This is a genomic window from Vibrio sp. 03_296, from assembly GCF_002265885.1.
In genome coordinates this window covers 1-13,870 of sequence record NZ_NPKW01000083.1, presented here as the reverse complement: position 1 = coordinate 13,870, position 13,870 = coordinate 1, and the positions used below count along the sequence as shown (strand labels likewise).

Here is a 13,870-nt window from a genome sequence, read left to right as displayed (position 1 = left end):
GAGGTCTAGCCAATGTGCAAATGCAATGTTTGGTTGGCAGCGGCAGCCCAAAACATCAAGAAGATAGCGTTGGTGGTGAACTATCTACGAAAAATGGGCTTAAATATGGCAGAAATAAGGCAGATACTTGCTTCTGTATACCCATGTAATGAATGGAAACTTCTGCGCACGATATAACAAAAAATATCACGATCGCGACCTACGGTCGCTTCCAAAAAAGAACCCCACTTAAAAAGCGGGGGTCGTCATCAATCTGAAGCACCTCAAATGAGGTGCTTTTTCGCATGGTTCGCAATAGAAATTGGTGCATAGAGCTCCAACCACTTGCATTTTCAGCGCATTTTTACAGAAATTAGATGCGAATAGGCGACGAACCTTTTATCCTTACACAGTTTTTTAAAGGAAGTTGAATATGATCATCAAACCTAAAATTCGTGGATTTATCTGTACTACAACGCACCCAGTGGGTTGTGAAGCTAATGTAAAAGAACAAATTGCTTACACCAAAGCACAAGGCCCTATCAAAAACGCACCAAAACGCGTACTTGTTGTGGGTGCATCCAGTGGCTACGGCTTATCTTCTCGTATTGCAGCTGCTTTCGGTGGTGGTGCTGCCACTATCGGTGTTTTCTTCGAAAAAGAAGGCTCAGAGAAGAAACCAGGCACCGCAGGTTTTTACAATGCAGCGGCATTTGAGAAACTGGCTCGTGAAGAAGGTTTGTACGCAAAAAGCTTAAACGGCGATGCGTTTTCTAACGAAGCAAAACAAAAAACAATCGACCTAATCAAAGAAGATTTGGGTCAAGTGGATATGGTTGTTTACTCTTTGGCTTCGCCTGTTCGTAAGTTACCAGAAACGGGCGAACTTATTCGCTCGGCGCTAAAACCTATTGGCCAAACTTACACCTCAACGGCGGTTGATACCAACAAAGACATCATTATTGAAGCCAGTGTGGAACCTGCAACCGAGCAGGAAATCCAAGACACGGTAACGGTTATGGGTGGTGAAGATTGGGAACTTTGGATCAATGCGCTAGCAGAAGCGGGTGTGCTGGCAGAAGGTTGCAAAACCGTTGCTTACAGCTACATTGGTACTGAATTAACCTGGCCTATCTACTGGGATGGTGCGCTGGGTAAAGCGAAGATGGATCTCGATCGTGCAGCGTCTGCACTGAACGAGAAACTCTCTGCAACTGGCGGTAGTGCAAATGTTGCAGTGCTTAAATCTGTTGTGACTCAAGCAAGTTCAGCGATTCCAGTGATGCCTCTGTATATCGCGATGGTCTTCAAAAAGATGCGTGAAGAAGGCGTTCACGAAGGTTGTATGGAACAGATCTACCGCATGTTTAGCCAGCGTCTGTATAAAGAAGATGGCAGTGCAGCAGAAGTGGATGAGAAGAACCGTCTTCGTCTTGACGATTGGGAATTGCGCGATGATATTCAAGAGCATTGCCGCAACCTATGGCCACAAATCACCACTGAGAATCTAAAAGAGCTGACTGACTACGTTGAGTACAAAGAAGAGTTCTTGAAGCTATTTGGTTTCGGTATTGATGGCGTAGATTACGAAGCAGACGTTAACCCAGACGTTGCAACGGATTTTATTGCTATCTAGTTTCTATTCCGTAGCACAGCACCAAACAGGGTTGTGCTACTCTCAACGAAACAGAAAAATAGAATAAAAAAGGCGCTTGTAAGCGCCTTTTTTGTATCCAAAGAGTGTGTTTGGTTAGCTGAGTATGATCAAAATGGTGCCCGCTAAGGTCATTAAGATATTGGCAATTGCGTAAGTGCCGGCATAACCTAATGCTGGAATTGTTGATTTGGCGTACTCGTTAACAATGTCCATTGCGGGTGCGCATGTCCTGGCACCGATGATTGCTCCAAATAGCAGGGCTCGGTTCATTTTCAGTACATAAGCCCCAACCAAATAAGCGAAAAAGACCGGAACGACGCTGACTAAAAACGCGATGCCAATGATCTGCGGACCCACTTGTGTCAGATGCTCCGCCATTTTTCCACCTGCACTTAAACCGATGCCGACCATGAAGATCATCAGCCCTAAATCTTTGACCATGTTGAGTGCCCCTTGAGGTACATAACCAAAGGTTGGGTGGTTCGCTCGTAAGAAACCTAAGGTAATACCTGAAAGTAGTAGGCCGACAGCGTTGCCCAAGCTAAAAGAAACTTGGCCAAATGTCATGGTAACCAAACCGAACATAATGCCTAAGATAAAGAAACTACAGAAGGCGAGTAGGTCTGCGATTTGACTGTGAATCGAGATAAAGCCGATTCGTTCTGCAAGGCCATGCACACGGCTCTTTTCACCACTGACCTGCAAAATATCACCTTTCGCAAGGACAATATCGAGGTCCATAGGCATCTCAATTTGTGCGCGGATGACTCGGTTTAGGAAACAGCCGTACTCAGAGAGATGGAGCTCTGACAGTCGTTTGCCGGCGATAGCATCACTTTTAACGACTATTTGCTCTTCAACAATACGAAGGTCAAGAAGGTTTCGGTCAAACACTTCCTTGCCGTTACGAAAGCTTGGATCGAGACGAGCGTGGCTGTCGGGAAAACCTACCAGCGCAATTTCATCACCTTCTTGCAAAATAGCATCGCCATCAGGGTGGGCGAGGATACCATGGCGTCGAATCCTCTCGATATAACAGCCGGTTTGACGATAAATGCCCAGTTCGCGCAGGTTTTTACCATCAGTCCAGTTGATCAGCTCTGGACCCACTCGGTAAGCTCGAATAATCGGTAGGTAAACCTTACGTTGCCCTGAGCCTCCCAATCCACGCTCTTGAGCAATTTGCTGCGCTGAATCAGAGAGGTTTTGCTTTTGCAATCTTGGTAGCAATTTAGCGAACATAATCATGCTAATAAGACCAACAAGGTAAGCCATGGCGTAGCCGACAGACAAGTTTTCTAAAACCATTGAAAACTCCATGTTTCTCGGTATGGTTGCCAATCCTGAGTTGAGCGCATCTTGTGCGCCTACCAAGACTGGAGTCGCCGTTAAGGCGCCTGCCATCATCCCCGCAGAGAGACCAAAATCGAGGCCCATATAGTGGCTAGCAAAATAAGAAATAGACACCGCTGTCACCAACACCACCATACTCAGTGTGAAGTAGTGTTTTCCATCGCGGAAGAAAATACCAAAAAAGTTCGGGCCGGCCTCAATGCCAACACAGTAAATGAACAGCATAAAGCCAATGGTGAGCGCTTCTGCATTAAACGAGAAGCCCAAGTGCCCCATGATGAGTGAAGTAATTAAGACACCAATTGAATTTCCTAATTGCATGTTTGCAATACGGACTTTTCCAAAGGCAAGACCAATAGCCAATACAACAAAAATCAGCAGTATTGGATTTTGTTGAAGAAGAAGTACGACGTCTATGTTCACGTTGTCGCTCAAAAGTTTGGTTCAGGAACAGGGTTAAACTCGGATTGTAACGAAATATCAATAAAAGATAAGTGAAATTTTTTAAGTTCTGTAATTAGTTATGTTGTTTTGAACCAGAGACAACAAAAAGTGATAAAAAACCCGCTTGGAAGCGGGTTTTTTAGATTCGATTAATCGAACAGACCAAGATGCTCTTTTGCGTAAGCTTCGAAGTCGTCACAACCACCGATGTGCTGTTGATCGATGAAGATTTGTGGCACCGTTTCAACTGGTTTGCCAACGGTTTTTTCTAGGTCAGCTTTAGAAATGCCTTCCGCTTGAATGTCAACGTAACGGTAGTTGAAATCGTCGCGCTTTGCTTTAAGAGTTTCTGCGTGTTCTTTTGCACGAACACAATAAGGGCATGCCGGACGACCAAAAATTACTACGAACATGTTCTTTCTCCTTTATTTTGATACCGCAACTATGCCCGATCCGTAAGCGGAAATAAAGAGACAAATGCCTGTTGCTTCGATAGGAAAAAACTATTGAATAAGAGTTAAACAGTTTTCCCAATCTACAGTGTGAGGCTGGCTATAAAGTCTTATAAAAATCAAGGTTATTGGCAACAAATTGCACTTGGTCAATTTTTTTACGTACAAAGATAGGCAAAGTGAAACGACACGTAAGATTTTACTCGTAGTTTCTACTATTAAGAGGCAATGCAGTATGTTCCAGTTTATGACCGCAACACGAATTATTTTTGGTGAAGGCGCGTTACAGTCCTCACTCTCTATCCTCAGTCAGTTTGGTTACAGCGCTTTATTGGTCACAGGAAAAGATCTTGCAAGGGCGATGCCTATTATTGGCTATTTCAAATCACAGAATATTCGCTATCAGCATGTTGCGATCAGCGGTGAACCTAATATTACCATGGTGGAGGAAACGGCCATCATAGGTAGAAAGTTCAAGCCGGACATGGTTGTCGCTATTGGTGGCGGAAGTGTCATTGATATGGGAAAAGCGCTGGCTGCGATCATTCCCAATCAAGGTGATGTGTACGACTATGTTGAAGTGGTGGGCAGAAATGTGCCCTTAAAAACACAACCCATACATTTTATTGCCATTCCAACGACGGCCAGCACTGGCTCGGAAGTGACGCGAAATGCGGTATTAAAATCGGGCCAAGATAAAGTGAAAGTGAGCCTGCGCAGTCCAGATATGCTTGCCGATGTGGCGATAGTCGACCCGACACTCACCTATGGTACAGATGCCTATACATCCGGTCGTGGCGCGATGGATGCCTTTACCCATTTAATGGAAGCCTATGTCTGTGGTGAGCCGAATCCGCTCACGGATATGATATGTGAAGAAGGGCTACGACGACTAAGCCACTCTATCATTCCGGGTTGCTTACAAGATGATTACAAAGCGCGCTCAGATTTGGCATTTTCCGCAATGCTCGGTGGAATGGCGATCACCAATGCTAAATTAGGTGCAGCTCATGGTTTAGCTTCAGCCCTTGGTGGAAAGCTGGATGCACCACACAGTGTCATCACTGCGCAGCTAGCGCCACATGTGATGAACGAAAACATTATGGCGGCGCGAGAAGCGGGCAGAGCCGATGTGCTTTCTCGTTATAAGTCTTTGGCTCGATTTGTGACAAAAAGCGGTGAAGCGAGCGAGTTAGATGGCGTGGAATGGGTTAAAGGTGTCTTGGATAAGTTGCAACTTCCTGAGCTGAGTCAGTTCGGTGTCTGCTCGACATCGTTTGATGCGGTCGCGGAAGATGCCTTGCGCTCAGTTGCGATTAAAGGAAACCCGTTACCACTGACCAAAGCGAGGTTGATCTATATATTGGAGCAAGTTTGTCAGTGCCGTTTGCGTTCTGAACAAACCCAGCCAGAAGCCACTGGATGCGCACAGTTTATCGAGAGTGAAGATTACCATCTCGCAATGGGTAATGAGATAAAATCACGGAGCCGTCTGGCTCCGTGATTCGTATTGAGAGTATCGCTTTCAACTAGAATTGGCTTGCGATTAGAAATGCGTAAGTTTGTCGTATCGGCTGTCTTTCAACGCTTCTTTGACACGCTTGAGGTTTTCTCTAAAACCGGTTCCTCGGCGTAAAGTAAAGCCCGTCGCGAGGACATCGATGACGGTCATTTGAACCACACGACTCGCCATTGGCATATACACGTCGGTATCTTCTGGTACGTCGAGAGAGATGGCTAATGAGGCCGCTTTTTCCAAAGGTGAATCTTTTGCGGTCACCGCGATGACAGTTGCGCCATTCTCTCGAGCAAGATTTGCAATCTCCACCAAGCTCTTCGTGCGGCCTGTATGTGAGATGAGAACAAATACGTCATTGTCACTGCAGTTAATGCAACTCATGCGTTGCATCACAACATCTTCAAAACAGGTAATCGGAATATTAAATCGAATAAACTTGTTTTGCGCGTCTTTCGCCACGGCAGAAGAGGCACCTAATCCAAAGAAAGAGATGCGTTTTGCTTGAGTTAGCAAATCCACGGCACGATTCACTTGCATAGGATCTAAGCTATTTTTAGCAACATCCAAACACGCCATGGTCGATTCAAAAATCTTATGCGTGTAGGCATCAGGGCCATCGTCTTCTTCGACGTTACGGTTTACATAAGGGGTACCATTCGCCAGACTCTGTGCTAAGTGCAGTTTAAAGTCAGGGAAACCTTTCGTATCCAAGCGACGGCAAAAACGGTTAACCGTAGGCTCACTGACATCGGCCATTTTAGCCAATGTAGCAATGCTAGAGTGAATAGCTGTTTGTGGAGACGCCATGATTACTTCGGCAACCTTGCGTTCAGATTTACTGAAATTCTCCAGATTTTTTTGAATTTTTTCTAATGTGTTCATAGTGTTCACGAGGGCATAGAGAACAACTCGCTGATTTTATCATTGGGCAACGACTGCTCTTGGGCAAAGTGCATACCTCAATTGATAAACGGCTATCAGCGCCATGAAATGAGTATAAACCTATTACTCAATGGGTCTAAACCAAATAGCCATACTATTTGGTGAGAATTTGACAAGCCTCAAACAAAATTTTGTTTAAACTACAAAACTGAATGTTCAAGCGCGTAATTGCTCTTAGTCTGGCATAATATTGACGTTGAAGTTACAGCAAAACGAAAGAAAATTTCATTTTGCTGCTACTTGTTTGGACTCAGTTCAACTGAGTGCTGGTTAGAATCCCATCAGCCAACCTGTTGATTTTTGCCAACAGATCTGGTGCTTGATGAACAATGATATTTCTTTGTTCTTCCAACACTGATTCAAGGATGTCAAAGCCGGTCAGTGGGTTTGCCAACACAACGCGGAGTACAATCGTGTTCATGCGAGACCACTGTGCGGGATTAAGGCGTGTACGCGATACAAATGAGCGACCTGTCTCGCGTTGGCGTTTTTGAGTGAACTTGGTCAGCTCATTCAGTAACTCGTTGAGTTCTAATTGCTGTTTTGCGTTGGCGGCAGCCAAGGCTTGTTTCACTCGTGCTGGGATATAGCGATAAGTGAGCAGACAAAGCTCAGGTTCAGAGATGAGTTCAAAATCATCCTGTTGTTTGATCAAATCAGCAAAGTATTTTGCTTTTTCAATACTTTGATTGATGAGCAGTTCGTAACCAGGGCGGCTGATGATATGCATGCTGGCATAAACCAACATTGCCATGCCTGAACGAGAGCCTTCTAGTGTGTGACTACCTAAGTCTTTAGACCCTTTTCGCAGAATATATTGAGCGTGATGCTCGATCGATTTCATGGCGTTAGGATCTTTGAATAGCACCATGCCTGCGCCCATTGGGATATACAGCTGCTTATGTGCATCAATCGTCACAGAGTCGGCAAGCTCAACACCATCGAGTAGGCAGCGATACTTGTTTGACATTAATGTTGCGCCGCCCCAAGCCGCGTCAACATGGAAATGACAGCCATATTTTTGGCAAATTTTTGCCATTTCTGCCAATGGGTCGACGCTACCCGTTTCCGTTGTTCCTGCTACACCGATGACGGCAAATGCTTTGATGTTTTGCGCTTGTAACTCTTTAATTTTCGCTTCGAGTGCATCGGGGCAAACACGATTGTTTTCGTCGGTTTTGATGGCAACCAAACCTGCTTGGCCAATACCTAGGACATCCGCGGCTTTTTTCAGGGAGTAATGACCGCGCTCAGACACCAACACGGCTAGGCCTTCGTAGCCATAGTGTTTCATAGCACGGAAAAGCCCTTCTTTCTCGACTCCTTTAAAGTTGCCTTGCGCACGTAACGCATTGTTGCGTGCTACCCAAAGGGCAGTGATGTTAGCAATGGTTCCGCCTGAACAAAAAGCCCCTAAGGAGTGCTCCGCACTGTGCATCCAATGAGAGTAAAACGCTTCATCTTGCGAATAAATTAAGCGATGTAACATACCTAAAACCTGACGCTCTAGCGGCGTAAAGGCTTTAGATGTCTCGATTTTTACCAAGTTTTGGTTTAGCGCAATCATGATTTTTGATAGAGGCATCAAAAAGTATGGGAGCGCAGAAGTCATATGACCGATAAAACTGGGTGACGATGTATGCACAGAGTGCGATACCAAAGTATCGAGTAGGTGCTCAGTATGGTCTGAGACAAAGGACGGTCGCTCTGGGATCTGAGCAGAAGAAAAGTCTTTCTCGATTTCACGTAAAGGCTTTTCTTCTGCCACGATGTGTTCACCGAGGAATTTGTTTAAGTTTTGTGAGAGCTTTGCTTCGATTTGAGTCAGTGTTGAATCAGGACCCTCTGGGATAGTGAAGATCTTCAGTAGGCTATCAAAGCTGACATCAGCGGTTTTTTGTTCCATTGCCATATAACAAATCGATTTAATTATAGTAGTCGTTCGAGCGAGACAATCTAAACCAAAACGGGAACAATGTCCCGTTTTAATTAACAAATCATCGTTTACTGAAAAGAAAGGGAAAGGCTTATTGACACTTAACTTCGTCTACTTTTGCGATAGCTTTATTGTATCGCGACAAGGCAGTGTCGATCTGTTGAGGATGGCTCAATAGATCGGCGAAAGCAGAGCGAAGTTCGTAGTTTTTCTCATGATTTGCTGCTTGACGATCATTAAACGTGCGTTGTGCAATTTCACCAAGTTCATCGCTACGACTCGCCAACTGTTTAATATCACTCTGTTCAAGCTGAAGCCAACTTTCAATCGGTTTATCGACGGATACTCGGCTTGGGTCATGTTTAAGATAATAGTGAACGGCAGCTCGGTTGAGTTCGAAATGATGTTTTCGACCTTCTAAAAACCAGTTGCTGACTTCGGTTAAATCTGGGTATTTGCTGCTAGTGAGCTCAGCAAGATCTGAATACCAGTTTAGTGATGCATCGATGTACGCATCGTATTTTTGGGCCAAACATTGGTCATTCGCTGCCAATGCAAAAGATGATGTAGACGCTAGCATTAGAGCAACAACGAAGCGTTTCATAGTGATTCCTTTTTTGAGCGATATCCTTCCTACGTGAAGCTGCAGTGGATCGGGTCAAGTTCAATGACTCCACAAAAACAGTAATCTATCTGCATGGAAGTCCATTGGTTTACCGTCTACCTGCAAATCCCAGTAGTTTAGGTATGTTATTATTTTTGCTCGCTAGTGTAGCGGAAATGAATCCACTATCATGCGATCTAGCTAGCAAGTGACACAAAGAATAGCATCAATACCGGCACTAATAGGCTCAAAATAAAGCCACTTACAATAGCTATGGGAACACAACGTACTCCGCCCGTGGTTTGAATTACAGGCAAAGTAAAATCCATCGCAGTTGCGCCAGCGTAGCCAATTGCGGTGCAGGGGCGAGAACGGATCAATAAAGGGATGACCACCAGCGCTAACAATTCGCGCAGTAGTTCAATCATAAAGGATGCTCCGCCGAAGATAGGACCAAAGGCATCTCCCATCAAAATACCCGCCAGTGAGTACCAACCAAAGCCCGATGCCATGGCAAGCGCCTGATAGGTCGGAATATCGAGAATTTTACCTGCAATTAGGCCACCAATCATTGAGGTACTTATGATGACTAAAGCGATGACCATACCTTGTTTGTTCAGGAGAATCTGCCTTAGGGTTAGGCCACTGTTACGCAGTTGAATGCCAATAAAGAAAAGTAAAACGAAAAGAATCCACTCACTGGCGGTGTCTACCCAATCTAAACTGAACGGCAACATTAAGCCAACAAGTAGGCCGCCACCGACAACAAAAATAAGCTTTAAGGACTCCATTGCCATGGCTGAAAGAGGTGGTTTTTTTTGTGAGGTATCTGTCTCTACGGGCAAAAGACGATCAACAAGAGGAAGTGCTGCTAAATTACACAAACCTAAGCAAAGGAAAAAAGTGCCAGTGTAAGTGAGGATGACCTGTAAATTGGCGCTTAGGTTGTCCAACGCAGCCAAACTTAATCCCATCAGCGATAAAATCACATAGATCAGATGTGATGTAATCTTATTGATCCTAGCAAATGTAGAAGGATTAGCGATTGGTATTAAGTACCCCACCACAAGTGGGGCGAAGATAAACAGCATCCCTGACAGCATGCAGGCTCCCGAGTAAAATTAGTAGTGCGAAATGTTAGATATGTACGTGGGACGTTGAGTCCATTCAACGGTGTAAAACTATCATGAAATTAATGTGAAGTAACCACCACATCTCAATAGAAAGCCTTAAATTTTAGAATGCTAAGTTGAGAGAGGACTCAGTGGCGTAAAATTTATTGAGTTGATGAATGATTTCTGGCGGGGGATATTTTTACGTGATTTCATCCCAGTTTTCGAAGAAATAACTGGGATGAAGAGTTTTCCTTAAAGAGAGACACGTCACCGATTGAAGAACATCAAAAGTGGTTTTTATAAAAGCTAATGCGATGTCTTAAAAAGGGAGGTATTAAAAGCCACTTGAATTAAGTACTTGATTCACCATTTCCTGGAATTCATCTTCTGACAAATTACTCAATTCAAATAACACCTCAGCACCCACTAAATTAAATTCCACTTCGTGGTCATCAATTCGTTCATCTTGGTTTCTAAACATTAATAAGTGGTTTGCGATACGCGCAATATCGAGATAAGTCACTTCCTGACGCTGAGAGCGATAAGCTTGATTGGAAGACACTTCAACAAAGTCACTATCAAACTCCCAGTTTTCCAAGACTAATTTACTGGTAGCCGCACAACGAGTTTGGAATATTTGTAGCGCGATTTGCTGGTCAAGGTAGTTTCCTTTATCCAGATAGAGGTGGTATTCATTGACCAAGCAAAACAGACCGATATCCGCAAGTAGGCCAACCAACAAGGCTTTTTCAGGCTCTAAATAGTCATATTTTGCTGCCGCGTGTTTTCTAAAGGCATTGACGACCATTACCATTACAGCGCCCAATTGGCGAGAAACGGCGGCGCTGTTAATCAGTACCGCGTTGCACTCTTTGTTGAGATTGACAGAATGCTTCAACTGCTCGATGGCCTGTGCGGTGACAATGTCTCTGACTCTTAGAATGCCAAGTCTAGATACTGCCGTGGTCAAATCGGTACAGGTGATATTGCGGCGATTAAAAATGACCGAGTTTGCCACTCTAATTACAATGGCGGCTAGCCCGGGATCTTCTAAAAGACATTCAGCGACATCGTTGATGCCAGTGGATTCTTGGGTGCAAAGTTGTTGAATTTTTAAGACAACATCAGGGATTGGCGGTAGAGTGACTTTACCAGTAGCAAGCGACTGCTCGACCAGTTGAGCGAACTCAGTTTCCAACGCTTGAATCAGTAAGTCCTTATTATTCGGCAACCAGAAAAAAGATAAGTGTTCCATAGATATTTTGAGCCAAAGTGCTTTCGTACAGTGTACTAGTAGCGAGTTGTTCAGTGCAAGAAATTGCCATCATGACAATAGTTTAATTGCTGCTTTTTCGTCCGTAATGCTTAATGCAACGAAAAGTACAACATGCGCTATTGTTTGATAATGTGAATTGGATCTCATCAATAATGGAGAGGAAACTTTATTTGTGATGCGAATCCCGACTTATTTTTTTTCATTAAGTATGATTCGGGTTGCTGATAAAAATTACTTATAAATAATTTAAATACCTTTCTCTATCATTTTCGCTTAATTATAAAATGCTGCTATCTGGTGACATAACTAATCGGGGTTAATCTTTGAATTAGGAGTCAATGGATATGACAGAACAAGCTTTTTTTGACTACATCAACCAATTTGGTGATTTTCAGAAACGTTCAATGTTCGGTGGTATCGGCCTGTTTGCGGAAGATGCTATGTTTGCATTGGTGAGTAATGGTTGCTACTACCTTCGTGGTGGAGACAGTTTGGATGATACTTTCTGCCAATTGGGCTGTGAGAAGTATCGTCATGTCAAAAAGCAAACCACTGCTACTGTAAATTACTACGAAGTATCTAATCTACTTGATAATCGAGATGGTCAGTTGGATCGTTTGGTAAAGCAGTCTATAGCGTGCTCTGTAAAGCAACGTAATTTCCAAAAATCATCTGCCAGCCGTCGTTTAAGAGATTTACCGAACATGCAATTAACACTTGAACGCATGGTAAAAAAAGCAGGGATTGATGACGTTGAAACCTTTATGGAACTAGGAGCGATTGAAGTCTTTAATCGAGTTAAGCAAGCTTACGGTAATGACGTTGATGTCAAATTGCTATGGAAATTTGCTGGCGCGGTCGAAGGTATTCATTGGAAGTTACTTCAAGAGCCCCGTCGTAAACAACTTTTGGCCGCATGCTGTTAGTCATCTTTTTGCTCTCGAACTAAACCGCTGAGCGCTAAAATTGAAATCAAATGGTGGTTTAAAGCGCATAGGTTTGGTTCGAAGTACGCTTATTTTTGTTGTGATACACCTCGAAAGCGGGAGAAATCTTCTTGTCTATAAATGGTATGAAATAAAAAACCGAGACAATGTTGCCTCGGTTTTTTCATTTGTACTTGTTCTACTTAAAGCAGTATCAGCTATCACTTTTACCGATCTGCTGCGCCAAATCCTTTACGTATATATCTACGTTAAAGGCTCAAGCTGCTCGCTCTACGAGAGCTTGAACTTCATCGCCTTTAGAATTTAAAACGCGTTGTAAACATCAATTGATCATCGTAGAAGTCATTGATACGTGCTTCAACACCCAACGAGAAAAGCTCAGTTGAATGGAAGCGAGCGTACACGGAACCAATCCAGTCATCGTCGTTATCAATGGAGACGTAACCAACTTTACCACCAACTTCAAGTTGAGGACCAAGCCATTGACGAATACCTAAGTTAAGTTCCATACCGATATCAGCACTGCTTGCTTTTGCTGGCTCTACAACACGCATGAGCATTGCACCAGTTAAGTCTGCCCAGTTATTGATAGGTGAGTGGAAACCAAAACCTGCAGCAGCGTCGAAGTCACTTTCAAATTCGGAATCGATACGGGCAATAATGTGCGCATTTGGGTGAACAGACTTGCTGTAGGCTGCACCAAAAGTCATTGGGCTAGCGCCGATACGAGCTTCGATGTAGTCGTAACTAAAGTTGCTCATGGTTGCTGGACGGTTTGGGTCTTCCTTGGCCATCACTTGGCTAGAGGCAATCAGCAGAGCTGCAGCTAGAATTGTCTTACGCATAACTATGGTAAACCTTCTTTATTTTGTTACTTCCCGGTTGAGTCTGGGCTGCTCAACCCATTCATTTCATTGCGACATATTAATCAACTTGTAGACAAGTCACCAACAAAAAATGCCATTGTTTTGTCGTCTAGCCAATAATTAAGCAATTCTGATGCCATTTAATGTGAGTCGATTCGAGTTCACAAGTGCTTGGCAATGATTCAGTTATTCACCGAAAGAACTTCGTTTCTCCGCCATTGCGTTGAGAATTCTCTCTGGATCTAATATTGATGTCCATGACAATAAATTGTCGTCATTTGCGATCACGTAGGAGGTCAGCTGGTTTTTTATTGCACTTCTCAGCTCGTCACCGTACCAAGGTTTGGCGATATAAAAATCAAGGCTCGCATGGTTTACCGCTTCAACGGTATCTTCCAAACCGGCTTGCCCCGTCAACAGTACTTTTCTCGCTTTGCGCGTCGTTTCGTTGCGACTGAGTTCAATGAGAAAACTGATCCCCGTTTGTTCCGGCATGATGTGGTCGCACAGAATTAATGCCAATGGAACGTCTTCATCGTCATACTCTTCGATGACATTTTTGGCTTCTGCTACTGACTCTGCGCCCTCGAGCACAAAATGATCTTCAAATGGCGATAAATCTTGAAGTACGCTATCGAGCACTTCTCGTTCGTCATCAACACATAAAATCAAGTATTTATTCATGGGATGCTCCTTCAGAAACCAGTGGTAACCAGATAGTCATACAGGTGTACTGCGCTGGAATATCACTCGTAGACTCATCCTCCGTGACTATGGATG

The 13,870-nt window shown here is 43.9% G+C and carries 12 protein-coding genes and 1 pseudogene; 4 read left to right on the top strand and 9 right to left on the bottom strand.

The features are described 5' to 3' along the window. Together CIK04_RS10695 and fabV are read left to right on the top strand one after the other, a co-directional pair. Positions 1 to 177: pseudogene (locus CIK04_RS10695) on the top strand (IS5/IS1182 family transposase); the annotation flags it as partial. A 235-nt stretch (positions 178 to 412) separates the two neighbouring features. After that, a complete protein-coding gene (fabV, locus tag CIK04_RS10690; RefSeq protein ID WP_017422189.1) occupies positions 413 to 1,615 on the top strand; it encodes an enoyl-ACP reductase FabV in 1,203 nt (400 codons plus the stop codon). Positions 1,616 to 1,729: 114 nt separating this feature from the next. On the opposite strand, the gene CIK04_RS10685 is transcribed toward fabV, so the two are convergent. Both CIK04_RS10685 and CIK04_RS10680 read right to left on the bottom strand, forming a co-directional pair. Beyond that, positions 1,730 to 3,412 (bottom strand): aspartate:alanine antiporter, encoded by a 1,683-nt coding sequence (locus CIK04_RS10685; RefSeq protein ID WP_026050378.1) that lies wholly within the window; start codon positions 3,410 to 3,412, stop codon positions 1,730 to 1,732. A 170-nt stretch (positions 3,413 to 3,582) separates the two neighbouring features. Then, positions 3,583 to 3,846: a GrxA family glutaredoxin gene (locus tag CIK04_RS10680; RefSeq protein ID WP_011080656.1), complete on the bottom strand. Its 264-nt coding sequence runs from the start codon at positions 3,844 to 3,846 to the stop codon at positions 3,583 to 3,585. 274 nt (positions 3,847 to 4,120) lie between these two features. On the opposite strand from CIK04_RS10680, the gene CIK04_RS10675 reads away from it, so the two are divergent. Then, entirely contained in the window at positions 4,121 to 5,389 is a 1,269-nt protein-coding gene (locus CIK04_RS10675; protein ID WP_097352986.1) for an iron-containing alcohol dehydrogenase, read from the top strand. 42 nt (positions 5,390 to 5,431) lie between these two features. Here the strand turns inward: CIK04_RS10675 and CIK04_RS10670 are convergent, their stop codons facing one another. From CIK04_RS10670 to CIK04_RS10650, 5 genes are all read right to left on the bottom strand, one after another. Continuing rightward, positions 5,432 to 6,286 carry a MurR/RpiR family transcriptional regulator gene (locus CIK04_RS10670; protein WP_011080654.1) on the bottom strand — a complete coding sequence of 285 codons (855 nt, stop codon included), beginning with the start codon at positions 6,284 to 6,286 and terminating at the stop codon, positions 5,432 to 5,434. Between the two features lie 310 nt (positions 6,287 to 6,596). Next, positions 6,597 to 8,258 carry a pyridoxal-dependent aspartate 1-decarboxylase PanP gene (gene panP / locus CIK04_RS10665; protein WP_097352987.1) on the bottom strand — a complete coding sequence of 554 codons (1,662 nt, stop codon included), beginning with the start codon at positions 8,256 to 8,258 and terminating at the stop codon, positions 6,597 to 6,599. A gap of 115 nt (positions 8,259 to 8,373) precedes the next feature. Next, positions 8,374 to 8,886 carry a hypothetical protein gene (locus tag CIK04_RS10660; RefSeq protein WP_011080652.1) on the bottom strand — a complete coding sequence of 171 codons (513 nt, stop codon included), beginning with the start codon at positions 8,884 to 8,886 and terminating at the stop codon, positions 8,374 to 8,376. Positions 8,887 to 9,083: 197 nt separating this feature from the next. Further along, complete coding sequence (locus CIK04_RS10655; RefSeq protein WP_097352988.1) at positions 9,084 to 9,989, bottom strand: lysine exporter LysO family protein; 906 nt, start codon at positions 9,987 to 9,989, stop codon at positions 9,084 to 9,086. Positions 9,990 to 10,335: 346 nt separating this feature from the next. Beyond that, a complete protein-coding gene (locus CIK04_RS10650; RefSeq protein ID WP_011150094.1) occupies positions 10,336 to 11,256 on the bottom strand; it encodes an HDOD domain-containing protein in 921 nt (306 codons plus the stop codon). Positions 11,257 to 11,615: 359 nt separating this feature from the next. Here CIK04_RS10650 and CIK04_RS10645 point away from each other — a divergent pair, with 359 nt between their 5' ends. After that, positions 11,616 to 12,203 (top strand): TfoX/Sxy family DNA transformation protein, encoded by a 588-nt coding sequence (locus tag CIK04_RS10645; RefSeq protein ID WP_011080649.1) that lies wholly within the window; start codon positions 11,616 to 11,618, stop codon positions 12,201 to 12,203. Between the two features lie 317 nt (positions 12,204 to 12,520). Here CIK04_RS10645 and CIK04_RS10640 read toward each other — a convergent pair whose 3' ends face one another. Continuing rightward, positions 12,521 to 13,069, bottom strand: coding sequence for a hypothetical protein (locus CIK04_RS10640; RefSeq protein WP_011080648.1), 549 nt, complete (start codon positions 13,067 to 13,069; stop codon positions 12,521 to 12,523). Positions 13,070 to 13,276: 207 nt separating this feature from the next. After that, on the bottom strand, positions 13,277 to 13,774 hold the full coding sequence (locus tag CIK04_RS10635; RefSeq protein ID WP_038969579.1) for a response regulator: 498 nt from the start codon (positions 13,772 to 13,774) through the stop codon (positions 13,277 to 13,279). Between the last annotated feature and the right edge of the window lie 96 nt (positions 13,775 to 13,870).